Annotated in this window: 24 protein-coding genes; 12 read left to right on the top strand and 12 right to left on the bottom strand. The window is 45.4% G+C overall.

Annotated features, from left to right (window positions below):
• The first annotated feature begins 35 nt into the window (after positions 1-35).
• The 5 genes from surA to apaH are packed head-to-tail and all read left to right on the top strand — an operon-like array spanning position 36 to position 4401.
• Positions 36-1331, top strand: a complete 1296-nt coding sequence (surA, locus tag AACV12_RS16770) for a peptidylprolyl isomerase SurA (protein ID WP_170901025.1) — start codon at positions 36-38, stop codon at positions 1329-1331.
• Entirely contained in the window at positions 1321-2313 is a 993-nt protein-coding gene (pdxA, locus tag AACV12_RS16765) for a 4-hydroxythreonine-4-phosphate dehydrogenase PdxA (RefSeq protein ID WP_129532215.1), read from the top strand. Before surA ends, pdxA begins: the two co-directional genes overlap by 11 nt.
• Before the next feature lie 13 nt (positions 2314-2326).
• Entirely contained in the window at positions 2327-3133 is an 807-nt protein-coding gene (rsmA, locus tag AACV12_RS16760) for a 16S rRNA (adenine(1518)-N(6)/adenine(1519)-N(6))-dimethyltransferase RsmA (protein WP_013857835.1), read from the top strand.
• 60 nt (positions 3134-3193) lie between these two features.
• Positions 3194-3574 (top strand): Co2+/Mg2+ efflux protein ApaG, encoded by a 381-nt coding sequence (apaG, locus tag AACV12_RS16755; protein WP_170901023.1) that lies wholly within the window; start codon positions 3194-3196, stop codon positions 3572-3574.
• 11 nt (positions 3575-3585) lie between these two features.
• Entirely contained in the window at positions 3586-4401 is an 816-nt protein-coding gene (gene apaH / locus AACV12_RS16750) for a bis(5'-nucleosyl)-tetraphosphatase (symmetrical) ApaH (RefSeq protein WP_013857837.1), read from the top strand.
• Between the two features lie 46 nt (positions 4402-4447).
• Here apaH and folA read toward each other — a convergent pair whose 3' ends face one another.
• The 6 genes from folA to rplU form a co-directional block, all read right to left on the bottom strand.
• Positions 4448-4930 (bottom strand): type 3 dihydrofolate reductase, encoded by a 483-nt coding sequence (folA, locus tag AACV12_RS16745; protein ID WP_170901021.1) that lies wholly within the window; start codon positions 4928-4930, stop codon positions 4448-4450.
• 43 nt (positions 4931-4973) lie between these two features.
• On the bottom strand, positions 4974-5462 hold the full coding sequence (locus AACV12_RS16740) for a threonine/serine exporter family protein (protein WP_129532214.1): 489 nt from the start codon (positions 5460-5462) through the stop codon (positions 4974-4976).
• Positions 5450-6211: a threonine/serine exporter family protein gene (locus AACV12_RS16735; RefSeq protein WP_013857840.1), complete on the bottom strand. Its 762-nt coding sequence runs from the start codon at positions 6209-6211 to the stop codon at positions 5450-5452. Before AACV12_RS16735 ends, AACV12_RS16740 begins: the two co-directional genes overlap by 13 nt.
• 116 nt (positions 6212-6327) lie before the next feature.
• On the bottom strand, positions 6328-7500 hold the full coding sequence (cgtA, locus tag AACV12_RS16730) for an Obg family GTPase CgtA (protein ID WP_010320622.1): 1173 nt from the start codon (positions 7498-7500) through the stop codon (positions 6328-6330).
• A gap of 221 nt (positions 7501-7721) precedes the next feature.
• Positions 7722-7979 carry a 50S ribosomal protein L27 gene (rpmA, locus tag AACV12_RS16725; protein ID WP_010320621.1) on the bottom strand — a complete coding sequence of 86 codons (258 nt, stop codon included), beginning with the start codon at positions 7977-7979 and terminating at the stop codon, positions 7722-7724.
• 21 nt (positions 7980-8000) lie between these two features.
• The gene (gene rplU, locus AACV12_RS16720) at positions 8001-8312 is read right to left on the bottom strand and encodes a 50S ribosomal protein L21 (RefSeq protein ID WP_010320620.1); all 312 of its coding nucleotides are present in this window, start codon (positions 8310-8312) and stop codon (positions 8001-8003) included.
• A gap of 272 nt (positions 8313-8584) precedes the next feature.
• Here rplU and ispB point away from each other — a divergent pair, with 272 nt between their 5' ends.
• Complete coding sequence (gene ispB / locus AACV12_RS16715) at positions 8585-9556, top strand: octaprenyl diphosphate synthase (RefSeq protein WP_017047084.1); 972 nt, start codon at positions 8585-8587, stop codon at positions 9554-9556.
• Positions 9557-9653: 97 nt separating this feature from the next.
• Here the strand turns inward: ispB and AACV12_RS16710 are convergent, their stop codons facing one another.
• Together AACV12_RS16710 and mdh are read right to left on the bottom strand one after the other, a co-directional pair.
• On the bottom strand, positions 9654-11060 hold the full coding sequence (locus AACV12_RS16710; RefSeq protein ID WP_013857842.1) for a basic amino acid/polyamine antiporter: 1407 nt from the start codon (positions 11058-11060) through the stop codon (positions 9654-9656).
• A gap of 293 nt (positions 11061-11353) precedes the next feature.
• The gene (gene mdh / locus AACV12_RS16705; RefSeq protein ID WP_017043806.1) at positions 11354-12289 is read right to left on the bottom strand and encodes a malate dehydrogenase; all 936 of its coding nucleotides are present in this window, start codon (positions 12287-12289) and stop codon (positions 11354-11356) included.
• A 325-nt stretch (positions 12290-12614) separates the two neighbouring features.
• Here mdh and argR point away from each other — a divergent pair, with 325 nt between their 5' ends.
• From argR to AACV12_RS16680, 5 genes are all read left to right on the top strand, one after another.
• The gene (gene argR, locus AACV12_RS16700; RefSeq protein ID WP_013857844.1) at positions 12615-13088 is read left to right on the top strand and encodes a transcriptional regulator ArgR; all 474 of its coding nucleotides are present in this window, start codon (positions 12615-12617) and stop codon (positions 13086-13088) included.
• A gap of 463 nt (positions 13089-13551) precedes the next feature.
• A complete protein-coding gene (locus tag AACV12_RS16695) occupies positions 13552-14520 on the top strand; it encodes a TAXI family TRAP transporter solute-binding subunit (protein WP_026027829.1) in 969 nt (322 codons plus the stop codon).
• 245 nt (positions 14521-14765) lie between these two features.
• Complete coding sequence (locus AACV12_RS16690; protein WP_094128151.1) at positions 14766-17339, top strand: TRAP transporter permease; 2574 nt, start codon at positions 14766-14768, stop codon at positions 17337-17339.
• Between the two features lie 84 nt (positions 17340-17423).
• Positions 17424-17861, top strand: coding sequence for a universal stress protein (locus AACV12_RS16685; RefSeq protein WP_170901020.1), 438 nt, complete (start codon positions 17424-17426; stop codon positions 17859-17861).
• Positions 17862-18029: 168 nt separating this feature from the next.
• Complete coding sequence (locus AACV12_RS16680) at positions 18030-18422, top strand: DUF2061 domain-containing protein (protein ID WP_064624308.1); 393 nt, start codon at positions 18030-18032, stop codon at positions 18420-18422.
• Between the two features lie 11 nt (positions 18423-18433).
• Here the strand turns inward: AACV12_RS16680 and AACV12_RS16675 are convergent, their stop codons facing one another.
• Complete coding sequence (locus AACV12_RS16675; RefSeq protein WP_013857849.1) at positions 18434-19237, bottom strand: glycosyl hydrolase 2 galactose-binding domain-containing protein; 804 nt, start codon at positions 19235-19237, stop codon at positions 18434-18436.
• A gap of 163 nt (positions 19238-19400) precedes the next feature.
• A complete protein-coding gene (gene rraB / locus AACV12_RS16670; protein ID WP_017046663.1) occupies positions 19401-19826 on the bottom strand; it encodes a ribonuclease E inhibitor RraB in 426 nt (141 codons plus the stop codon).
• A gap of 687 nt (positions 19827-20513) precedes the next feature.
• Here rraB and arcA point away from each other — a divergent pair.
• The gene (gene arcA / locus AACV12_RS16665; RefSeq protein ID WP_170901019.1) at positions 20514-21734 is read left to right on the top strand and encodes an arginine deiminase; all 1221 of its coding nucleotides are present in this window, start codon (positions 20514-20516) and stop codon (positions 21732-21734) included.
• Between the two features lie 117 nt (positions 21735-21851).
• Here the strand turns inward: arcA and tldD are convergent, their stop codons facing one another.
• Complete coding sequence (tldD, locus tag AACV12_RS16660) at positions 21852-23297, bottom strand: metalloprotease TldD (protein ID WP_013857867.1); 1446 nt, start codon at positions 23295-23297, stop codon at positions 21852-21854.
• Positions 23294-24127: a carbon-nitrogen hydrolase family protein gene (locus tag AACV12_RS16655; protein WP_170901018.1), complete on the bottom strand. Its 834-nt coding sequence runs from the start codon at positions 24125-24127 to the stop codon at positions 23294-23296. The genes tldD and AACV12_RS16655 overlap by 4 nt, the downstream gene beginning before the upstream one ends.
• Positions 24128-24133 lie beyond the last annotated feature (6 nt).

Here is a 24133-nt window from a genome sequence, read left to right as displayed (position 1 = left end):
CGTAAAGGCCCTTGCTCATTTTGATAGGACTACAAATGAAATTGTGGAAACACACACTGATTGGATTGATGGCAACATTAAGCCTAAACACCGCATCCGCTACTCCTGTTGAGCTCGATCGCGTCGCCGTCATCGTCAATAGTGGCGTTATTTTACAGAGTGACATTGATGCTGCATTAAAAACCTTGACCATTAATGCAAAGAAAAATGGTCAAACGCTACCCGAAGACACAGTGCTGCGTGAGCAAGTGGTTGAAAAATTGATTATTGATACCATTCAGCAACAAGAAGCACAACGCATTGGCGTTCGCATTGACGATAACCGACTCAGTGACGCGATCGCCGACATCGCGAAAAACAATAATCAAACCCTAGAACAGCTTAACGCTTCTGTTACTGCTGAAGGGCTGACTTATGCCGAATTTCGCGAACAAGTACGTAAAGAAATTGCAGCAAGTGAAGCGCGCAATGCTTTAGTTCGTCGCCGGATCAATATATTACCAGACGAAGTGGACAACTTAGCCAATATTCTTGCGCAAGAAACCAATGCAACGGTGCAATATAAAATCAGCCACATCCAACTGCGTGTTGACGACACTCAAGATAAGGCCGCAGTAGAACAGCAAGCCAAAACCTTAGTCGAAAAACTCAACCAAGGAGCGGATTTCAGCACCATGGCTTATACCTATTCAAAAGGTCCGAAAGCGCTGCAAGGTGGTGATTGGGGCTGGATGCGCAAAGAAGAAATGCCGACAATTTTTGCCGACCAAATCAAAATGCAAAACAAAGGCTCTATTATTGGGCCATTTCGCAGTGGCGTCGGTTTCCACATTCTTAAAATTGATGACGTCAAAGGATTAGAAACCGTCGCGGTCACGGAAGTTAATGCACGCCATATTTTAATCAAACCCACGGTCATTTTAAGCGATGACGGCGTACAAAAAGAGCTACATGACTTCATTCGTCGCATTAAGGCAGGTGAAGCGACCTTTGGTGAATTGGCGCAGCAATACAGCCAAGATCCCGGCTCTGCGGCGCAAAATGGCGAATTGGGTTATCAAACACCGGATCTGTACGTGCCGGAGTTTCAACATCAAATCGAAACATTATCGGTTGGGCAAATCAGCGAACCCTTTAAAACCGTTCATGGTTGGCATATTGTCGAAGTGCTTGATCGTCGTGAAGTCGACCGCACCGACTCTGCACTGAAAAACAAAGCTTATCGCATTCTTTTTAATCGAAAATTCAATGAAGAAGCCAGCGCATGGCTACAAGAAATGCGTGCCAGCGCCTTTGTCGAAATTATACAGGACAACCAAGATGACAATTAAACGCATCGTGGTTACCGCTGGCGAACCTGCGGGTATTGGCCCAGATTTGGTGCTGGCCTTATCAAAAGAAGATTGGGCACATCAACTGGTGGTATGCGCGGACAAAAGCTTGCTTGCAGAGCGCGCTAAAGAGCTCAATATTGACGTTATATTGGAAGACTACTTAGTCGCCTCTGCACCAAAACCACAGCAAGCGGGACGGTTAGTAGTGGATCATATTCCCCTCAGCGCACCAGTGATAACGGGGAAACTGAATGAAGCCAATGGACATTATGTATTAAATACATTAGAAAGAGCCGCTTTAGGCTGTATGAATGATGAATTTGATGCTATTGTCACCGGCCCTGTGCACAAGGGGGTGATCAACCGAGCTGGCGTTGCATTTAGCGGCCACACTGAATTCTTTGCAGAAAAATCTAATACTCCACTGGTGGTTATGATGCTCGCAACAGAAGGGTTGAGAGTCGCGCTAGTGACAACACATATTCCACTGGCTTATGTATCAAAGGCAGTAACGGTCGAGCGGTTAGAAAAAATCATCACTATTTTGCATAAAGATTTGGTGGAAAAATTTGCCATTGCTCAACCCAAAATTTATGTGTGTGGTTTAAACCCACACGCGGGAGAAGATGGCTGTCTGGGCCGTGAAGAGATAGAAACCATCACTCCAACACTAGAAAAAATTCGTCAGCAAGATGGCATTAATTTGATTGGCCCACTACCAGCCGACACCATCTTCAATGACAAATACTTGCAAGATGCCGATGCTGTTTTAGGCATGTATCACGACCAAGTCCTGCCCGTATTAAAGTACAAAGGCTTTGGTCGTTCAGTAAATATTACTCTTGGTCTACCCTTTATAAGAACATCGGTCGATCATGGCACCGCACTCGAATTGGCAGGGAAAGGGCTTGCGGATACAGGGAGCTTTAGAACAGCACTCGCCTACGCGATTGACTTGGTAGAAAAGAAACCTAATTAATTTCGAGAAAACTATGAGAAATGATGTCCACTTAGGGCACAAAGCGCGTAAACGTTTTGGTCAAAACTTCCTAAACGATCCATACATTATTGATGGCATCGTCTCTGCGATTAACCCTCGTCCGGGACAAAATTTGGTTGAGATCGGCCCCGGTCTTGGAGCGATAACTGAGCCAGTCGGCCGCGAAGTGGATAAATTCACTGTTATTGAGCTAGACCGTGACTTAGCTGAGCGCCTGCGCAACCACCCAGAATTATCGAGTAAATTGACGATTCACGAAGGCGATGCGATGCGCTTTGACTTCACGCAGTTGGTGAAGCCGAATAATAAACTGCGCATTTTCGGCAACTTGCCATACAACATTTCAACGCCATTAATGTTCCACTTATTTGAATTTCATAAAGATATTCAAGATATGCACTTCATGCTGCAAAAAGAAGTGGTCAATCGTTTAGCTGCCGGTCCCGGCAGTAAAGCTTACGGGCGCTTAACGGTTATGACGCAGTATTTCTGCAAAGTGGTTCCTGTGCTGGAAGTTCCGCCAACGGCCTTTGTACCGCCACCGAAAGTTGATTCAGCCGTGGTGCGCTTGGTGCCTTATGAAGTACTGCCGCATCCAACGACAAACATGAAGTGGTTAGAGCGTGTCTGCCGAGATGGTTTTAACCAACGTCGTAAAACCGTACGCAACTGCTACAAAGGTTTGATTGAGGTGGAAACGCTAGAAGAACTTGGGGTCAACCCTGGCATGCGCCCGGAAAACCTAACACTTGAACAGTTTGTTGCTATGGCAAACTGGTTAGACGCTCATCACGCCTAATAACGATTGAGCGATAAACGGTCAATGTCTATCGCTCATCTATAAAAACAAGGAGTTAACATGGATATCTCTGAACCTTGTATCAAAATCCAAGTCCATACCCAGTATCTCCCCGAACAGTCCAATCCCGATTTACACCGCTATATCTTTGCCTATGTGATCATCATCCGTAATCTCAGCAACCAGCAGGTACAGCTGATGAGCCGCCGTTGGTTAATTACCGATGCGAATGGCAAACAGATGTCTGTGGAAGGTGATGGCGTGGTCGGGGAACAACCGATTATCTTGCCCAATGATGAGTACCGCTATAACAGTGGTACGGCGTTAGAAACGCCAGTCGGTGTTATGCAAGGTCATTACATTATGTTAGATGAAGCGGACGCTGAATTTATTGTTGAAATTGAGCCTTTTCGTCTCGCTATTCCTAATGTTTTAAATTAAAAGAGGTAGCCGTGGCGAACTATATTGTCGGCGATATTCAAGGCTGTTTTGACGAACTACAGTGTTTATTGGCTCAAGTGCAATTCCAACCACAACAAGACACACTGTGGGTAGCTGGCGACTTAGTAGCAAGAGGCCCTAAATCTCTAGAAACGCTACGTTTTATCAAACAATTGGGTAGTTCGGCGCGTATCGTTCTAGGCAATCACGATCTTCACCTACTGGCCGTCTCGCTGGGCATCCACCCATGTAAACCTCGTGATAAAACCTTACCCATATTACAAGCGAACGATGCAACAGAGCTGCTCACTTGGTTGCGCCATCAACCGCTCCTCGCTGAACATGCTGACTTTGTTATGTGCCATGCGGGGATTTCTCCTCTGTGGGATCTTGAAACTGCACGTCAAGCAGCAAAAGAAGTCGAAAGTATTTTGCAAAGTGATCGTTGGCGTTGGCTTATCGAGCAGATGTACAGCAACACACCTGATATGTGGAGCTCGAAGCTAGAAGGGATTGACCGCTATCGCTATACCATCAATGCCTATACTCGGATGCGTTTTTGCTTTGCTGATGGGCGTCTTGATATGGCGTGCAAACTTCCCCCTCAAGAAATAAAAGATGAAGAATTGTTACCGTGGTTTGCCCTACCCAAACGCCTTAAACTCGATAAAACAGTCCTCTTTGGCCACTGGGCTGCATTAGAAGGTTACCGCAGCGACGAAGTGATAGGGCTTGATACTGGCTGTGTGTGGGGAGGATGTTTGACCATGCTACGCTGGGAAGATAAACACTACTTCACTCAACCAGCGTTAACCCATAAAGGCTAACGAATAAAAAGATCCGGATCGTTGCTTAATATCGATCCGAAATCCTCTATTGCTTATCAAAAACCACAAACTGCATGTTGTGAGCATTTTTGTCATCCGCTTGATACATTTCACGATGAACTTCTTGCCACTCACCCCCCCACTCGGGAAATTGCGTATCTCCCTCAATATTTAAGTCAATAAAGGTGAGGTATAGTTTATTGGCCTGTGGCATACAGGCTTGATAGATAGAGCCGCCACCAATGATCATCACTTCATCCACATGACCCGCAACCTCAATGGCTTCTTCAATCGAAGAGACAATACTCACCCCATCAATTGCCAATGAAGCATCACGACTGATCACGATATTATGGCGACCAGGTAACGGACGACCAATAGACTCATAAGTTTTTCGCCCCATGATCACTGGTTTGCCCAACGTACAGCGTTTAAACCATGCAAAATCGGCCGGTAAATGCCATGGCATTTGATTGTCTTTACCAATAATCCGATTGTCTGCCATCGCGGCAATCATGCTGATGATCATAAATAAGATCCTAAAGTGTCATCACGAAAGATAGCCCATGCCCTTACACTATGGGTTTGCGCCGATAGAATAACAAACCCGGCACCGCAAGGCCAACCGCTAAGCCCGCGATAATAAACATCGCTTTTAAAAAATTATCCATCAGTATCGCCAGCAGATCTGGCGTAAAACCAAGATGGTTAATTTCAACCATTGCAATCATCGCTTTAAAGGCAAAAACCCCGGGAACCATTGGGATCAAAGCCGCTACCGTAAACACTTTAGGGTGAGCTAAAAATTTACGCGACCAACGCACGCCAATCATTCCAACGATAGTTGCAGCAAAAAAAGTCGCCCACTCAATGGGAATTCCAAATTGCATCATTAAGTAACGTGAGCCATGACCAATCGCACCACCTAACGCACAATATTTTAGGGCTGGTACAGGAACATTAAACACCAAAGCAAAACCAACGGCTGGGATTGCAGCAAAAAACATGTCATTGGCTAAACCGAGTAATAAATTCATCCAATCCATCGCTACCACCCCCATACACCCGTCACGCTCATCGCCGCAACGATGCCCAAACTCGTTGCCAACGTAAGCAAACTTGCCATCACAAAACGGGCAATACCCATATTGATATAACCTTTAAGCATATCCGCGACCGCATTAATTAAAGGAAAACCGGGGACTAACATCAGTACAGAAGAAGCCATCACAATGGTTGGTTTATTGCCTAGCTGGTAGATGATAGCTTGCGCTGAAATGATCGAAGTGACAAATGAGGTCACCGTAAAGTTGACGAGCGGATTAAATTGGCGATGCCCAATCTCTTGGCGCACAATCATACCCGCCGCAGAAGCAATGAACGTCATCGTAAACACCGTCCAATCTCCGCCAGCTAAACGAGCAAATGCAGCACAAGAAAGACCAATCATCACCACAACCAACCAACGGTTGTAGCGTTCAGGGCTGATCTGATTGAGTTTTTTCTGCGCAAGGGAATAATCTAAAATCCCTTTTTCCATCATGATGCAGATCCGCTGGACTTGCGTCACTACCCGCATATTGATCCCACGATCAGGACAACGGCGCGCAGTCGTAATGCAATGGCCATCGTAAACCGTGGTTAGCACAAGTGAACTCGCCGAGAGCGATACTTCCACTTCACTCATGCCACACGCCGCTCCCATGCGACGCATAATATCGCCCACCAGTGTACTTTCCGCACCATGAGCCAACAACATTTGCCCAGCCTGGGCGATCAATCGAGAAACAAGCCTCTGTTTGGATGTCATGATTCCTTTCCAAACGTCCTAAAAGCCCAATAGTGTGCCCGAAATTGGGTGCTTTAAATATGATTTAGCTATAAAAAAGCCGCAATAATTATTGCGGCTCAATCAATTCAGGAAAATTAATCACGAACATAGATAACGTGGCCGTCATCTTCTTCGTCGTCCCAATCATCCCAGTCATCACCATCTTCAGTGATCACATTTTGGCTGTTCATCTCATCTTTATGGTAATCATCCCACATGAAATCGACTTTCTGAGCTTCACTGAGCTCTTCCTGCTCACGAGGTAACGTTTCCATATAGTCAGCCAACTCACGGCACAAATCCGCCGTACCTTGTTGGTTTACTGCCGAAATTTTGAAGTATCGCCCTTCCCAAGCCAGCGCATCTAAGATCTCTTGGATCTTTTCATCGGCTTCTTCTTCAAGCATCAGATCAACTTTGTTGAACACCAACCAACAAGGTTTTTGTGACACTTTTTCACTGTATTGCTCTAGCTCATCAAAGATGGTCAGCGCATTTTGCGCAGGATCACTTTGATCAATAGGAAGAATGTCGATCATATGCAGCAACACTCGGCAACGTTCTAAGTGCTTTAAGAAGCGAATACCTAAACCAGCACCATCGGCCGCGCCTTCAATCAAGCCCGGAATATCAGCGATCACGAAACTTTTCTCAGGAACCACACTCACGACACCCAAACTTGGGATCAACGTAGTGAAGGGGTAATCAGCGACTTTTGGCTTCGCTGCTGAAACAGAACGAATAAAGGTTGATTTACCCGCATTCGGCAAGCCAAGCATACCCACGTCAGCTAAGAGTAAAAGCTCAAGGCGTAATTCGCGCACCTCACCTTTTTTACCCATGGTTTTTTGGCGTGGTGCACGGTTAACGGATGACTTAAAGCGAGCATTACCTAAACCATGCCAGCCACCTTTAGCGACCATCACTTTTTTGCCATGCTCTGCAACTTCACCCACAACTTCATTGGTGTGAATGTCAACCGCTCGAGTCCCAACAGGCACCTTCAAAGTAATGTCTTTACCGCGCTTACCTGTACAGTTAGCACCGCCACCATTTTGGCCGCGCTCAGCAGCGTAAAAGCGTTGGAATCGGTAATCAACCAAGGTATTTAAGTTTTCATCGGCTTGGATATAAACGTCGCCACCATCGCCGCCATCGCCGCCATCAGGGCCGCCTTTCGTCACGAATTTTTCACGCCAAAAGCTCACGACACCGTTACCGCCATCACCCGCTTCGACTTTAATTATCGCTTCATCAACGAATTTCATTTGTTACTCCACGCTCTTTGCGTTGCGATATCATTGTCACACAATGATATAAATTCTAGCAGATACACATTCAGGATCGACCGTGATCATCCTTCGTTTTATCCACAATTGGAACACATAAGGAGAAACTCTAGTGATTAGAGTGTCTTCTTTTCTGTTCGGCTGATAAATAAAAAACCCCACCGTAACGGCAGGGCTTTTGAGTTCAGTTAGGTATAAATTTATTCAGCGTCGATGCTAACAAATTTACGGTTTTTAGGACCTTTAACTTCAAATTTCACTTTACCTTCAGTAAGAGCGAAAAGAGTATGGTCTTTACCGATACCAACGTTAGTGCCTGCGTGGAACTTAGTACCACGTTGACGAACGATGATGTTACCTGCAAGAACAGATTCACCACCGAAACGCTTAACACCAAGACGTTTGCTTTCTGAATCGCGGCCGTTACGAGTAGAACCGCCAGCTTTTTTGTGTGCCATTGTTAAACTCTCCTAAATTACTTAAGCGTTGATGCCAGTGATTTTCACTTCAGTGAACCACTGACGGTGGCCTTGTTGTTTACGAGAGTGTTTACGACGACGGAACTTAACGATTTTAACTTTATCGCCACGACCGTGTTGTACTACTTCAGCAGTAATTTTACCGCCTTCAACAAGAGGTGCCCCAACAGTGATTTGCTCACCGTTAGCAACTAGTAGAACTTTATCAAATTCAACAGTTGCACCAGTTTCAACGTCTAATTTCTCTAAACGAAGAGTTTGACCTTCGCTTACACGGTGTTGTTTACCACCAGATTGGAAAACAGCGTACATATTTTACTCCGCTCTTTCCGCACAGCCGTATGCTTTTTATTTGAGCAATTTGGGTGTGCGCTAAACTAATCATCAATAGGGCGCAGATTCTACGCGAATGAGTACCCCAAGACAAGCCATATTTTGAAAAAATTGGCGAAAAGCTAATCGCCAATGAAAAGTGGCGCAATCATGCCTTTAAGCCTTGTATTAATCAACGTTTTTTAGTGTATTATTCGAGAATTATAGAAGAACACAACACCTTATAGGTTCTAACTTCAGCCGGATTAACCATGGATTTTAAAGCTATCCAAACGCTTACTGCCGATGACATGGCAAAAGTGAATGAAACGATTCAAGCTCAGCTCAACTCTGATGTATCTTTAATCAATCAATTAGGATTCTACATCGTCAGCGGAGGTGGGAAACGCCTGCGTCCTTTGCTGGCTATTTTGTCGGCTCGAGCCCTTGGTTATCAAGGTGAAGCGCACACGACAGCCGCTGCATTTATTGAATTCCTCCACACGGCAACCTTGTTGCATGACGACGTTGTCGATGAATCGGATATGCGCCGTGGCAAAGCAACAGCGAACGCGGCATTTGGCAATGCAGCGAGCGTGTTAGTGGGGGATTTCATCTACACGCGTTCCTTCCAAATGATGACTACACTAGGATCGTTAAGGATCCTTGAGCTGATGAGCGATGCGGTGAACGTTATCGCTGAAGGCGAAGTGCAACAATTGATGAACTGTAATGATCCAAACACTACCGAGGAAAATTACCTACAGGTGATCTACTCGAAAACGGCGCGTTTGTTTGAAGCAGCGACCCAGATTGGTGCGATATTAAGTAATGCTTCTCCTGAAATTGAAACGGCACTACAGAACTATGGTAAGTACCTTGGCACAGCTTTCCAGCTCATTGATGACGTGATGGATTACACCTCTGATGGCAGTGAAATGGGCAAAAATGTGGGCGATGATTTAGCGGAAGGCAAACCAACACTTCCTCTATTGTACGCAATGCAGCATGGTACACCCGAACAAAAAGAGATGATCCGTGAGGCCATCGAAAAAGCCAATGGCATGGAACAGCTGGATGCAATTCTAGCGGCAATGAAACAAACAGGCTCGCTTGAATACACAACCAACAAAGCGCTCGAAGAAGCCGATAAAGCGATCAATGAGCTGTCTATCCTGCCAGAAAGTGAATATAAACAAGCACTGATAGCTCTAGCTCATATGGCTGTGAATAGGACAAAGTAGAACAGCAGCTAGCTTGGACGAAGAATCGATCTTTGCCTAAAAATGCACCGCTACAAAAAGAGCCTCAATTGAGGCTCTTTTTGATTCTAAGCGTTATTTAAAACCCGCCTTGCCAAATCATGCCAAATGCAAAAACAGCCACGATCGTTAAAGCACAAGCTCCTAACTTTTCTTTGCCTTGAAAAGGATGAATGCCCTGCTCTCGTTTAGCTTTCATGTAGAAATAGAGCCCAGGTAAGTAGAGTAGCGCGGAGAGCATCAAATAGTGCAAACCAGAGGCATACAAAAGCCAAATCCCATAAATGGTGGCACAAGAACCTATCACCAGAAGTTTGCCTTTATTCTTCTGTTCAATCGCGATCTTTAACGTAAAGGCGCCGATCAAAAAATAGGGAACAAGGATCATTTCTGAAGCGAAGATCAGCAGCGTATCGTAGGTACTGCCTGCGTACATCACCAGAATCAGTGAGACCTGAATGCAAATATTGGTTAGAGTTAACGCTTTTACTGGGCTCCCCGCTTCGTTTTGCTGGGCGTAGATGGCAGGAAACATCTTATCTCTAGCACATAAAAATGGCGCTTCGGAGGCCAGGACCGTCCAGCTAAGAAAAGCACCGCACACCGAAATAATTAATCCAACACCGATAATGTACTCGCCCCAAGGACCAAGAATAGTCGTCAGCACTTTGGCCATTGAAGGGTTCTGATATTGCGCCAATTCAACTGGTTTAATCACGCCCATCGACAATAAGGTGACCAATACATAAATGGTCAACGCCGTAAGCAAACCGAGAATAGTCGCTTTACCGATATCAGCACGGTGGCGAGCGCGGCTTGACACAACAACCGCTCCCTCTATTCCGATGAACACCCATACCGTGATCAACATGGTGCTTTTTATTTGATCCAGCAGATCATGGCCAACACCGAAGTGTAAGCCTGTAAAATCCAATGTGAATTTGTCCCAAGAAAAAGCAAAAGCGGCACAAATGATGAACAACACGAGAGGGATCATTTTAGCAAAGGTGGTAATCAGATTAATGAATGCGGCCGTTTGTACTCCTTTTTTGACCAACGCATGCACCAACCAAAGTAATACCGATGCACTCCCAATGGAAAGCCACGTATTACCCGCCCCAAACATCACGTTATCTGGTGTATCAAACAACATGCCTAAGGTACTAAAAACAATTACCAGATAAGAGACATTAGCCACCATGGCGCTAAACCAGTAACCCCATGCGGAACAAAAACCCGCAAAGTCACCAAATCCTTCTCGAGCAAAACCAAATACGCCACTATTAATATGAGGTTTATGAATGGCAAGTTGTTGAAAAGAGAGCGCGAGAAAGATCATACCAACGCCGGTGATCCCCCAACCGATCATTACCGCCAAAGGGCTGGCGACTGAGGCCATGTTTTGTGGCAGGCTAAAAACACCAGCGCCAATCATTGAACCAATGACCAGTGCTGTCAGTGAGCCCAAACCAAGCTTATTATCCATGGGAACTATCCAGTGAGTGTTTACACATTAGAGGAAGGCGCTATTTTAGAGAACATATTTACCAGACATCAATCCCTATGTGATCGCGGTCACTGAGATAGTGAGTCAATAGTCAAATTCATTGCTAGGGATCAAAAAGTTTGTAAGTTCACGACGAAAATAATGCACTGCTCAGTAAAAAAAACCGCATATTACACAGTTCAAAGCATCATCATACAAAAATATTGGTAAAAACCATAAAAAATGCCGCTTGGATGAGCAAGCGGCATTTTTGTATAAGATAATGTTATTCTTTATTTGGCGAAATCAACACCTAGCTGAATATCACCTTTCAGTGTTGTCAGCATTCCATCTAACGCGGCTTGTTCATAGGCACTCAATGCACCATAGCTCAACACTTCTTCGACACCCTCTTTACCGAGTTTAATCGGTTGTGCAAAGAATGAAGCATGCTCACTACCACCGTCAACGTAGGCACATTCCACAACACCTGGTTCACCTTGTAGTGCTTTGACTAATGATAAGCCAAAACGGCAAGCCGCTTGACCCATTGACAGTGTTGCACTGCCGCCACCCGCCTTCGCTTCCACTACTTCGGTGCCTGCGTTTTGAATACGCTTAGTTAGTGCTTCCACTTCTTCAGCCGTGAACTCAACCCCTTCAATTTGCGAAAGCAAAGGAAGGATAGTGACGCCTGAGTGGCCGCCAATCACAGGCACAATAATCTCGCTAGGGTTTTTATCTTTTAGCGCCGCGACAAACGTTTCTGAGCGGATCACATCCAACGTTGTCACACCAAATAGCTTACGCTTGTCGTAAACGCCTGCTTTTTTCAAGACTTCCGCTGCAATAGGTACTGTTGTATTGACAGGGTTGGTGATAATGCCCACACAGGCTTTTGGACAGACAACCGCAATCTTTTCAGCCAACGCTTTCACAATGCCAGCGTTAACATTAAACAGATCCGCGCGATCCATACCCGGCTTACGAGCGACACCAGCAGAAACAAGGACTACATCCGCACCTTCAAGCGCAGGTGTTGGATCTTCGCCAGCATAGCCTTTGATCGATACGGGAGTAGGAATGTGGCTTAGATCGGCAGCAACGCCCGGAGTCACCGGTGCGATGTCATACAGCGCCAGATCGGAACCAGCAGGAAGATGGTTTTTAAGTAGAAGTGCTAGGGCTTGACCGATGCCACCAGCGGCACCAATAACAGCTACTTTCATCGTAGTTCTCCTTGAGAATAAATCTCTTATAAATGTTTTTGTGTAGGGTATTTTTAAGCTAGAAAACTATAGCAATCACAATATGATTACAATCAATTAACGCTAGCTTTGCGACCTCGCGCAATTCGCTAAAATCGTGCTACAGCACCGATGGCAATTATGACCTTGTTTATCTTTACCGACAAAGAGTTAAGTTGCCATTCGACCAAAGTTTTACATAAAAGTTTACAGTGACCTTTTAGACACTTTTGGACGATAATTTGGCGATAACTGCATAGCTATGCGAGAATATGCAGCAATAAATGGCTAATCGAAGACGATAACTATGCGCAACAATAATGATAAGCAAGATAATCTGGTTCGTGCTTTTAAAAATCTATTAAAAGAAGAACGTTTTGGATCTCAAGGTGACATTGTCGATGCCCTGCGCAATGAAGGGTTTGATAATATCAACCAATCCAAAGTATCTCGCATGCTGACTAAATTTGGCGCGGTACGCACTCGCAATGCAAAAATGGAGATGGTCTACTGTCTTCCTGCTGAACTCGGTGTACCAACCGTATCAAGTTCACTGCGTGAATTAGTGCTAGATATAGATCACAATGCCGCGCTGGTAGTGATTCATACCGGACCAGGAGCGGCGCAGCTTATTGCTCGGTTACTTGATTCTCTGGGCAAATCAGAAGGCATCTTGGGTGTGGTGGCCGGTGACGATACCATTTTTATCACACCGACACTGAACGTAACGACAAAGCAGCTGTTTGATTCAGTCTGTGATCTGTTTGATTACGCAGGGTAATTTGTCACTAAACGCATTTCATCTCACTCTCTAGTAGAATCACACTGAGTCAAGTCGGCGTGATTCTCTTCACATCTTCAGCAATAAGTTGTCACAGCAGAAAGAGGAATAACTCCTTGATAGGCAAGCTATTGCCATATTTTGGCTCTGACAATGACGCTTATTGATAGCCAATTTCGCTACATTTTTTAACATTCCTGTAATTATGTGTCGATTTTTTGGTATTATTTAGCCACTTTTTCAACATACGGATTGAAAAAGATGCCGTTTCTAGATGAGGAAACTCCCCTGATACCCAAACAATTTGAAGTTGCGGGTAGGCGGCAAGTGAGTCAGTCGTCATAAGCATGGATAATTCTGTGATTGGGGTGAACGAACGTAGCCAACACCACAGCAACTTCAGGTGGGAAGGGTGTAACAACAATTATCTATGGGGTTAATAATGAATAAGGAAGGAAAATTCATGGCATTGAATAAATTGATTAAAGTTGGAATTATTGCAGCAGCGGTCATGGGTACAGGTACGTTAAGCGCACAAGAGTTCATTACGATTGGTACAGGATCCGTCACTGGTGTTTACTACCCGACAGGTGGTGCTATTTGTAAGCTGGTTAATAAAGGGCGTAAAGATCACAACATTCGCTGCTCAGTAGAATCAACGGGCGGATCGATCTACAACGTGAACACGATTCGTGCAGGTGAACTCGATTTCGGTATTGTTCAATCTGACTGGCAGTACCATGGTTATAACGGTACCAGTGAATTTGCCGAGCAAGGCCCGAATAAAAAACTGCGCGCAGTTTTTTCCCTTCATACCGAACCTTTTAATATCATTGCCCGCGCGGATTCTGGCATTGAAAACGTGGCTGACTTGAAAGGTAAACGTGTCAACATTGGTAACCCAGGTTCTGGTGACAGGGCCACCATGGCAGTGGTGATGGATGCATTTGGTTGGACCAATGACAGCTTCAAATTGGCTTCTGAGCTCAAAGGCTCTGAGCGCTCTCAAGCATTGTGCGACAATAAAATAGATGCCTTTATTTATATGGTTGGCCATCCAAATGGTTCAATCAAAGAAGCAACGACCTCATGCGATGCAAAACTCGTCTCTGCTACTGGCCCTGAAATTGAAAAAATTGTTGCCAATAACCCTTACTACGCTTACAGCACGATTCCTGCTGGCATGTACCGTGGAACAGATAAAGATGTAACCAGTTTTGGTGTGGCTGCGACCTTGGTATCAAGCACTGATGTGTCTGATGAAGTCGCATACAATTTGGTCAAAGCGGTATTTGAAGATTTTGATACCTTTAAACGTCTTCACCCTGCCTTTGCTAACTTGAAAAAAGAAGACATGGTGAAAGCGGGGATCTCCATTCCTCTTCACCCTGGCGCAGAAAAATACTACAAAGAAATCGGTCTGCTAAAATAATTTCGCATCGCGAAAACCAACAATAGCGATACCGAATCAAAGGAGGCTGAACGTCTCCTTTGATTGCCCTTTCAGTCACGAGCGATATGCCCTTTCGTTTACAACGACTCTCTGGGCACATTTGGGTTTTAAATGATTTAACAACCCACCTTTTGTTCTGTTCCGCAATAGCCCACTTCTCATTAGCAGTGAATTGACCCTGTGACCAACCGAGACGTAGGCAGCCAATAATAAGGATAACGTACATGACGAAGACACTTACTCCGTCAACCGATGTGCAGGAAATGGTAGCGCAATCTGATACTGGCGCAAGAAACCCTCACGGCTTGCCGGGGCGCATTTTGTGGTTTGTCCCACTATGTTGGTCACTATTCCAACTTTGGTATGCTTCACCGCTGCCCTTTATTTTTAACTTTGCCATCTTAAACGATACGCAAGCACGAGCCATTCACCTCACATTCGCTGTCTTTCTCGCCTTTACTGCTTACCCTGCGTTAAAGAACTCACCACGCGATCGCATTCCATTGATTGATTGGATTTTGGCATTGGCGGGCAGTTTCTCTGCTGCTTACATCTATTTATTTTACAATGAGTTGGCTGGTCGCTCTGGTGCGCCAACCTTGATTGATATAGCGGTCTCCGTCACAGGAATGGTGCTATTACTTGAAGCAACACGTCGAGCGTTAGGGCCACCGCTAATGTTGGTCGCAGCACTCTTTTTGCTCTACACCTTTGGTGGCCCCTACATGCCGGATGTGATCGCTCATAAAGGAGCGAGCCTAAACAAAGCGATGTCTCATTTATGGCTGACCACTGAAGGGGTTTTTGGGGTGGCTCTTGGAGTTTCCACCTCTTTTGTGTTCTTGTTTGTTCTATTTGGAGCAATGCTTGAACGAGCTGGCGCAGGTTCCTATTTTATCAAAGTGGCCTTTTCACTGCTGGGCCACATGCGAGGCGGTCCCGCGAAAGCAGCGGTTGTAGCCTCAGGCTTATCGGGGCTAGTGTCTGGCTCATCGATTGCAAACGTAGTTACCACCGGTACTTTTACCATTCCCTTGATGAAACGTGTCGGCTTTCCCGGAACAAAGGCGGGCGCTGTTGAAGTAGCCGCTTCCACCAATGGCCAATTGACCCCGCCTATCATGGGTGCTGCCGCATTTTTAATGGTGGAATATGTCGGTATTTCCTATGTTGAAGTGATCCGTGCGGCGCTACTACCAGCGCTTATCTCTTATATTGCCTTAATTTATATTGTCCATTTGGAAGCCTGCAAAGCAGGAATGAAAGGCCTACCTCGCCGTCATACACCAACATGGGTGCAAAGCTTACTTTCATTTACGGGTACTATTTTAGGGCTTTGCGTTCTCAGCGCTGTTGTTTACTACGGCATTGGTTGGACCAAAGAGGTGTTTGGTGACGCCGCTACTCCAATTGTTACGGTCGCGCTTTTACTGACTTATGTCGCTCTGATTAAAATTTCGTCTCGCTACGCCTCAGAAAGTGCAATGGATATGGATATCCAAGAAGTACCCGACCCTGGGCCGACGGTAAAATCAGGGCTTCATTACCTGCTACCTATTGTGGTGCTCGTATGGTGTTTGACGGTCGAGCGCTTCTCGCCTGGATTATCCGCCTTTTGGGCCACGATATTTATGGTCTTCATTTTGATCACTCAGCGACCAATCATGTCGTTACTCAATAAGAGCAACGATTTGAACACGCAAGTGAAGGCTGGATTTGTTGATCTTGCCGAAAGCTTGGTTTCGGGCGCGCGGAATATGATTGGCATTGGTGTGGCAACCGCAGCCGCAGGAACCGTCGTTGGTGTCGTCACCTTGACTGGCATTGGCTTAGTGATGACCGATTTTGTTGAGTTTATCTCCGGTGGCAGCGTCATACTGATGCTGATTTTTACCGCCGTGATCAGCCTCATTCTTGGTATGGGCTTACCGACCACCGCCAACTACATCGTCGTATCAACCTTAATGGCTCCCGTCATTGTGACACTGGGAGCCGCTCATGGTCTTATCATCCCATTGATTGCCGTACACTTATTTGTGTTCTATTTCGGCATTTTGGCAGATGACACCCCACCAGTTGGCTTGGCGGCATTTGCCGCAGCCGCTATCGCTAAATCAGACCCTATTCGTACAGGTATTCAAGGGTTTGCTTACGATATTCGTACCGCCATTTTGCCCTTTATGTTCGTATTCAACACTCAACTACTGCTAATGGGAATTGATACATGGTGGCACTTAGCGTTAACCATTTTCTCGGCCATTACCGCAATGCTGCTGTTTTCTGCTGCGACTCAAGGTTGGTGGCTCACTCGCAATAAGTGGTGGGAAACCGTCTTGTTGTTGGTACTGACGTTCTCGTTCTTCCGACCCGGTTTTTGGTGGGACATGATTTATCCTGCGAGCGAACTGCACCCAGGCACAGAGATAGCGCAAATTGTAGAAAACCTCGATGTGGGTCAATCGATAGAGCTTATCGTCGCTGGTGAAACCATTGAAGGTGATTACTTATCAAAAACAGTACTACTCCCTTTTGATGATCAAGCGTCAACGGCAGAACAGCGTATTCAATCAATGGGGCTAACCCTGAAAGAAACCAGTAATCGTATGCTGGTGGATATGATTGAGTTTGGCAGTCCAGCTGAAGCTGCAGGCATAGATTTTGATTGGGAAATCCGCTCAGTTGTGTTGGAAAGCCAGCGGCCAATGAAAGAGTGGGTTTTCTTACCTGCATTATTATTAGTGCTGACGCTAGCTTGGAATCAAAAACGCCGTATGAGAACACAAGAAATACGCGCTTAATCAATATGCCTAGCACGAGCTAGGCATATACTTTACGGAAACAAGGTGCTCTAAAGCACCCTATCGTAGATGAGATAATCCATAATGTATAAACACATCCTTGTTCCAGTGGACCTTAATGAAAAAGGCTTTTCTGACAAAGCCGTTGAACTTGCTGTTTGGCACGCGACACATTCCAATGCTGAAATTCATCTTTTAAATGTATTACCTGGTATCCACATGTCGATGGTCGCCACATACTTCCCGAAAGATGCCGCGGCGAAAATGAAAGAAGACGTCAAGCAACAGCTAAAACAGTTTGCAGATCAACATATCGCTGACGAAATAATCTACAAACTGCATGTAGCGGAAGGTAAAGCCTACAGCACCATTTTAGATTACGCAGAAAAGCTCGGAGCTGATTTGATTATCATGCCAAGCCATAAACGATCGAAGATCGATAAAGTGATGCTGGGATCGGTGGCCAGTAAAGTAGTGCAAAACTCGCCAATCAATGTACTGGTTGTCAAACCGCAAGGATAGAAACCCTGCATCGTCATAAAAAAGCGCATGAGGCGCTTTTTTTTATGCCAACGACAAGCGCCTCAGTTAGGAATTGGCTATCAAACTAATAGGCTCAATTACCTTTACTTATTGAGAATAATTATCAATAATGTTTACATCAACCCGATAACCGTTTAGGTGAACATTATGAAAAAAACGCTTAGCTTTGCCGCGATCCATTTCAGTATTGCGTTTACCGTCGTTTATCTACTTACGGGCGACATTATTCTTGGTAGTCTGATTGCCATGCTTGAGCCGATGGTCAATACCGTTGCTTTTTACTTTCACGAAAAAGTATGGGCGCACTACGCCCCACTGCGCCGCTACTCACAGTCGGCCAAAATTAAAACAGGTAGCTTTGCTGTAGTGCACTTCAGTGTTGCATTTAGCGTGGCATATATCATGACCGGAAGTTTTGTCATTGGTGGTGTTTTAGCCATGATCGAACCGAGCATTAATACGTGTGCTTACTACTTCTACGAGAAGTTCTGGCAAAAGAGGCATCCGCAAGAATGGTCACCAATGAAATGCTCTCATTAACTGTACGTTGATCAGATAGGAAAATGGGTAACACAGAGATCTTCGCTTAACGCAATATGGAAGGATTGCTGCTGACCATCAAGTTGCACCGATAAGGTATACAAATCATTCGGGTTAAGCTGTGTAAGATCTGCGTACTTCGGCGCTTCCACTTGAAATAAAGCACTGGCGTGCTGATGACGCACATCAATAGGTAACTGATAGCTCATACCATTAAATTTCACCACCGCGGAAACTAATCCTGGTGCGTAGGTTTGATAATGTAAGTGAACCAAAAACTCACAGCCACCACCATAGTGCCAGATTTGTTCAGTGGTAACATGCTCTAAACGAACATGACGAATGCATTGTAGATAAGGCTCTTGCCAAATACCCATTCGCTCATCGTATTTCTTCACCGAGTGGTGTCCCAATGGGCATAATTGCGGTAAATCTTGATCCTCCAGCAACCACTCTTCTTCTTGCTCAACAAACAAAATTTCGAATCGATTGCGGCCGAGTTGCAGCAAAGGCCGAATGTCTTTTTTATACACCGCTTGACTGCCATCACAATCAAATAGTGCCACACCGTTTAAACGTATTTCCGCATAAAAATCGATCCCCTCAAGCACAAGATCAATTGCAGCAAAACCAAGCATCACTTCATCCACCTCAACATCATGCATCAAATGCCACTCTTGCTCGGCAATTTGTGCTTCTGTCATATCGTGAGGTAATACTTGGCTAAGAGGCGCAGGAAAACAAAGATCATCTTGCGGGATCGATAAATCAGTCAACGGTGAAAGCTGCCAAAAGCCAGCAAGAGAAATTCGCATAATAAACTTGAGCTAGATCAATGTTGAGCGATTATATACAAAATAAATAAAGATGTGCTGACAAAAATAATGATTCGTCACTAAAGTACTCTGTTAGCTTTGCATAGCGAAAAAAATACCAGCCAAAGGGCTGGTATCTCACATTAAGGTAAATAACGCCTAATCACTCTTGGTCGTCTTCATCTTCTTCATCGTCATATAGAGCATCTTCGCCTTCGTAGTAAGTGCCCCAGCCGTCGTAAATAATGTCATATTTTTCAGCAAGTTGAATAAGCTTCTCTGCCTGTTCATCGATCGCTTCGGCCTTCAGTACCGATTGCATAGTCGCGTCACAGCACAATAGTTTATTGCCGTCTTCATCTTCTGTTTCTTCTGCTTCAAGCACTTCAAAGCCCATTTTAAAGGCTTCAACAACCGCTTTTTCTAGCGTGTCAAAATCTTCAGCAAATAGGTGGTGCTCTATCTCATATAACGCATCTGGATCACTGCCATCTTCGAGCAGGGCTTGAATGATGTCGCGAGTATCTTCTTTTTGAATTTCGATTAACTCTTCAACGGATACGTAGTCATCTTGCTGAGGTTGAGACATAAGGTGCTCCAGATTTGGCTAAATGTAGACTATACTCCATCAACCTGGCGTTGCAGATAGGCGGCAAGTGAGTTCATCCCCATGAACATAGATAAACTATGTGACTGGGGTGAGCAAACGTAGCCAGCACCGCTGCAACTTCACGTCGGAAGGGTATAAATGAATTTCGACGAAATATGGCATGGTTCGCCTAAAATTGCCACCAACAACGTACCGTGATCTTTATCTTTCTAAAGGATCACTGCTCAATCAAGTACAGACCAAATAAAAAAACACTTTAATTTAACAATTTATTTTCATTTTGCTAATTCAGTAGATTATCTGCCTGATGATTTGCTCTTTCACCGCATTAAACTGCCTGTTTATCAAACATTCATGCATAGCGAAAAAGGTCGCTTTGGCTAAACCTGCCCACATTATGCACTTTTTATGTAAATAACCGCATAGAAAATCACTTATTCTTCATGCTTAATTCCCCCTCCTCTGAGCCAAAAACGCATAACAAAGCACTTTGTCGTTATTAGGCTTATTTGGCTAGTTTTGGAGTTATTTTTTAATAAGCACACACTTTGAAGCATACACAACTATAAGTTTACAAAATAACAGCTAATATCACCACTAAGTAGACTTGCATCGATCGCTTAAGCTTGTCATAAAGAACATGAGAAATAAGAGTAGGGATACAAAATGAATAAGCTGTACGTTGGATCTGAAGTTGGGCAACTGCGCCGAGTATTACTCAATCGGCCAGAGCGTGCCTTAACTCATCTCACACCGTCGAACTGTCATGAACTGTTATTTGATGATGTGCTTGCCGTAGAAGATGCAGGAAAAGAGCATGATGCCTTTGCCAACACATTGAAGGACCAAGATGTTGAAGTGCTGTTGCTGCATGATCTCTTAGTCGAAACCTTAGCCGTTGCCGATGCCAAAGCGTGGTTGCTCGATACGCAAATTTCTGATTTTCGCTATGGTCCCACTTTGGCGCGCGATCTGCGCTGCTATTTAGCTGACATGGATAACGAACACCTCGCCACTCTGCTACTCGGTGGTCTTGCTTATTCCGAACTGCCCATCCACTCATCTTCGATGCTACCTAAAATGCATCGTCCGTTAGATTTTGTGATTGAACCGTTGCCCAATCATCTCTTTACCCGCGATACCTCTTGCTGGGTGTATGGCGGCGTATCGCTTAATCCGATGATGAAACCAGCACGCCAACGTGAAACCAACCATTTACGCGCCATTTATCGTTGGCATCCTGTATTTGCAGGAGAGAGTTTTATCAAGTATTTCGGTGATGAAGATCTGCACTACGATAATGCCAATATTGAAGGGGGCGACGTACTGGTGATCGGTAAAGGTGCAGTGTTGATTGGTATTTCCGAACGCACGACTGTGCAAGGAGTAGAAAATTTTGCTGCGAGTTTATTTAAACATGGGCAGGCCAAAGAGGTGATTGCCGTTAACCTGCCTAAACACCGCTCTTGTATGCATTTAGATACGGTGATGACACATATGGATGTCGACACCTTTTCTGTTTACCCCGAAATTATGCGTCATGATTTAGAAACATGGCGTTTAACGCCAAAAGGCGATGGCGGGATGAACGTCGATTCAATGCCAAGTTATGTTAATGCGATTGAACGCGCGTTAGGTTTGGACAAACTCAAAATCATCACCACTGGTGGTGATAGCTATGAGGCTGAGCGCGAGCAATGGAATGACGCCAACAACGTGCTAACGGTTAAACCCGGAGTTGTGATTGGCTACGAGCGCAATGTCTACACTAACGAGAAATACGATAAGGCGGGCATCAAAGTATTAACCATCCCCGGCAATGAACTCGGCCGAGGCCGAGGCGGCGCGCGCTGCATGAGTTGCCCGATCGAGCGAGATGATATTTAACTTTTTCAATTCAACGCAGTGAATAAAAGAGATAAAAAAGCGGCGCATCAAAACGCCGCTTTTTATTTGCTTACGCTGCGCGATACAAACCACGTCAGCTCTGAGCGAGTAACAACGTTATTCGGTGCCACCAACAGTGAGCGAATCTAGCTTAAGCGTAGGTTGCCCTACTCCAACAGGCACACTTTGTCCTGCTTTACCGCACACTCCAACGCCGCGATCAAGGCTCAAATCGTTACCCACCATCGAGACTTGTTGCATTGCCTCAATGCCAGAACCGATCAAGGTTGCACCTTTGATTGGATAAGTAATTTTGCCGTTTTCAATCATATAGGCTTCAGAGGCAGAGAACACAAATTTACCCGAGGTGATATCCACTTGGCCACCGCCAAAGTTGGGCGCATAAACGCCTTTCTTCACTGTTGAAATGATCTCTTCTGGCGTATGTTCACCCGGCAACATGTAAGTGTTGGTCATGCGCGGCATCGGTAAATGTGCGTACGATTCACGACGCCCATTACCCGTAGGGTTCACCCCCATCAAACGTGCGTTGAGTTTGTCTTGTATGTAGCCTTTCAACACGCCATTTTCAATTAAGGTGTTGTATTGACCATTGACACCTTCATCGTCGACATTGAGCGAGCCACGCAGATCTTTCAGTGTGCCATCGTCAACAATCGTACAAAGCGTTGAGGTTACTTTCTGGCCAATTTTACCGGAGAAAACAGAAGATCCTTTGCGGTTAAAATCACCTTCTAAGCCATGCCCTACCGCTTCGTGAAGCAAGACGCCCGGCCAACCAGAACCGAGCACAACAGGCATCGCGCCAGCGGGAGCTGCGACAGCTTCAAGGTTGACTAAGGCTTGTCGGATAGCTTCATCGGCAAACTGAAACGCAACTTTACGGCCATCTTGTTCGGTGAGGAAAAAGTCATAACCAAAACGACCACCACCGCCAGAGCTGCCTCGCTCGCGGCGATCACCTTTTTGTGCTAACACGCTGATCGACAAACGGACCAACGGGCGGATATCGCCTGCGTAAGTCCCATCGGTTGCAGCAACTAACATCTGTTCATGCACACCACTTAAGCTCACCGAGACTTCTTGGATCAAAGGCTCTTTGGTACGAATGTAAGCATCCAGCTCTTGCAGTAATTCTGTTTTTTGCTTTTTTTCCCAACTGGCTAATGGGTTATCCGCCGCATAATAGGCTTGATTATCGCTACGTTTAAAGGCTTGAACACAACCACTTTTACCTTGCTGCGCAATGCCTCGTGCGGCTATTGCACTCTGTTTCAAACCTTCTAATTGGATTTGATCTGAATAAGCAAAACCCGTTTTTTCACCTGTGATGGCACGCACACCAACACCGCAATCGATATTAAATGAGCCGTCTTTAATAATGCTGTCTTCGAGCACTAAAGATTCATGCCAGCTCGACTGAAAATAGATATCGGCATAATCAATTTGACGAGTGGCAATTGTCGCTAGTGTATCCGCAATATCTTGCTCGGTTAATCCTGCAGGTTTTAATAGTGCATCTTCAATGCGGTTAATACTCATAGTTTGCTCTTATTATCTATAAACTGATTGGTGAATCGGGTGTGTGCAGCAATGGGCATTTTTTGTCGAACTTGCTCAACGTAAGCCAAGTCAATATCGGCGACTAAATTCCCCACTTGCTGGTTTAAGCTTGCAATAACCTCACCCCAAGGGCTGATGACCATCGAATGACCCCATGTCTCGCGCCCACATGGATGAAGCCCAGTTTGCCCAACCGCAACAATCCAACACTGATTCTCTATCGCTCGGGCTCTTAACAAGACTTCCCAATGTGCCTTTCCGGTCACCGCCGTAAAGGCCGCAGGAACCACTAATATCTGGGCACCCTGCATTCTTAATTGGGAATAGAGGTGCGGAAAGCGCACATCATAGCAGATGGAAAGGCCAATTTGACCAAATGGCGTCGACGCAACACTCAGCTTTGTGCCGCAGGTAAAAGTTTCCGATTCTCGATAGCGCTGGTGGCCGTCAGCGACATCTGCATCAAACATGTGTAATTTGTCGTAGTACGCGACAAGATCGCCACTAGCGTCAAACAGCAAGGAGGTAGTCGTTACCCCGACCTCACGACGGATAGGCATGCTGCCCACCAACAGCCACACCCGATGAAAGCGAGCCATAGCAGCCAATTGACTCTGCAAGGGCCCTTGCCCCAATGGCTCGGCATGTTGGTGATACTGTTGTCGCGTGCCAAACACCAGTGCATTTTCCGGCGTGACAATCCACTTCGCACCTTGCGCCACAAGTAGTGACACTTGCTGTTCGATATAGGCCAAATTCTGCGCAGGTTCAGAGCTTGACGTCATTTGAATAAGTCCAACGCGATCCATGCCTAC

It is taken from the genome of Vibrio sp. 2-2(8) (genome assembly GCF_963888495.1).
GTDB classification, from domain to species: domain Bacteria; phylum Pseudomonadota; class Gammaproteobacteria; order Enterobacterales; family Vibrionaceae; genus Vibrio; species Vibrio anguillarum.
This window is presented reverse-complemented; position numbering and strand designations above follow the sequence as displayed.

What these genes read in the sequence shown, in the direction of transcription:
- rraB (WP_017046663.1), bottom strand. Translation starts at nt 19,826, where the DNA reads ATGTCTCAACCTCAGCAAGATGACTACGTATCCGTTGAAGAGTTAATC.
- folA (WP_170901021.1), bottom strand. Translation starts at nt 4,930, where the DNA reads ATGATCATCAGCATGATTGCCGCGATGGCAGACAATCGGATTATTGGT.
- pdxA (WP_129532215.1), top strand. Translation starts at nt 1,321, where the DNA reads ATGACAATTAAACGCATCGTGGTTACCGCTGGCGAACCTGCGGGTATT.
- AACV12_RS16740 (WP_129532214.1), bottom strand. Translation starts at nt 5,462, where the DNA reads ATGGGGGTGGTAGCGATGGATTGGATGAATTTATTACTCGGTTTAGCC.
- AACV12_RS16680 (WP_064624308.1), top strand. Translation starts at nt 18,030, where the DNA reads ATGAAAAAAACGCTTAGCTTTGCCGCGATCCATTTCAGTATTGCGTTT.
- ispB (WP_017047084.1), top strand. Translation starts at nt 8,585, where the DNA reads ATGGATTTTAAAGCTATCCAAACGCTTACTGCCGATGACATGGCAAAA.
- surA (WP_170901025.1), top strand. Translation starts at nt 36, where the DNA reads ATGAAATTGTGGAAACACACACTGATTGGATTGATGGCAACATTAAGC.
- AACV12_RS16690 (WP_094128151.1), top strand. Translation starts at nt 14,766, where the DNA reads ATGACGAAGACACTTACTCCGTCAACCGATGTGCAGGAAATGGTAGCG.
- apaG (WP_170901023.1), top strand. Translation starts at nt 3,194, where the DNA reads ATGGATATCTCTGAACCTTGTATCAAAATCCAAGTCCATACCCAGTAT.
- mdh (WP_017043806.1), bottom strand. Translation starts at nt 12,289, where the DNA reads ATGAAAGTAGCTGTTATTGGTGCCGCTGGTGGCATCGGTCAAGCCCTA.
- rplU (WP_010320620.1), bottom strand. Translation starts at nt 8,312, where the DNA reads ATGTACGCTGTTTTCCAATCTGGTGGTAAACAACACCGTGTAAGCGAA.
- AACV12_RS16685 (WP_170901020.1), top strand. Translation starts at nt 17,424, where the DNA reads ATGTATAAACACATCCTTGTTCCAGTGGACCTTAATGAAAAAGGCTTT.
- arcA (WP_170901019.1), top strand. Translation starts at nt 20,514, where the DNA reads ATGAATAAGCTGTACGTTGGATCTGAAGTTGGGCAACTGCGCCGAGTA.
- cgtA (WP_010320622.1), bottom strand. Translation starts at nt 7,500, where the DNA reads ATGAAATTCGTTGATGAAGCGATAATTAAAGTCGAAGCGGGTGATGGC.
- AACV12_RS16710 (WP_013857842.1), bottom strand. Translation starts at nt 11,060, where the DNA reads ATGGATAATAAGCTTGGTTTGGGCTCACTGACAGCACTGGTCATTGGT.
- AACV12_RS16695 (WP_026027829.1), top strand. Translation starts at nt 13,552, where the DNA reads ATGGCATTGAATAAATTGATTAAAGTTGGAATTATTGCAGCAGCGGTC.
- AACV12_RS16675 (WP_013857849.1), bottom strand. Translation starts at nt 19,237, where the DNA reads ATGCGAATTTCTCTTGCTGGCTTTTGGCAGCTTTCACCGTTGACTGAT.
- tldD (WP_013857867.1), bottom strand. Translation starts at nt 23,297, where the DNA reads ATGAGTATTAACCGCATTGAAGATGCACTATTAAAACCTGCAGGATTA.
- AACV12_RS16655 (WP_170901018.1), bottom strand. Translation starts at nt 24,127, where the DNA reads ATGGATCGCGTTGGACTTATTCAAATGACGTCAAGCTCTGAACCTGCG.
- AACV12_RS16735 (WP_013857840.1), bottom strand. Translation starts at nt 6,211, where the DNA reads ATGACATCCAAACAGAGGCTTGTTTCTCGATTGATCGCCCAGGCTGGG.
- rsmA (WP_013857835.1), top strand. Translation starts at nt 2,327, where the DNA reads ATGAGAAATGATGTCCACTTAGGGCACAAAGCGCGTAAACGTTTTGGT.
- argR (WP_013857844.1), top strand. Translation starts at nt 12,615, where the DNA reads ATGCGCAACAATAATGATAAGCAAGATAATCTGGTTCGTGCTTTTAAA.
- rpmA (WP_010320621.1), bottom strand. Translation starts at nt 7,979, where the DNA reads ATGGCACACAAAAAAGCTGGCGGTTCTACTCGTAACGGCCGCGATTCA.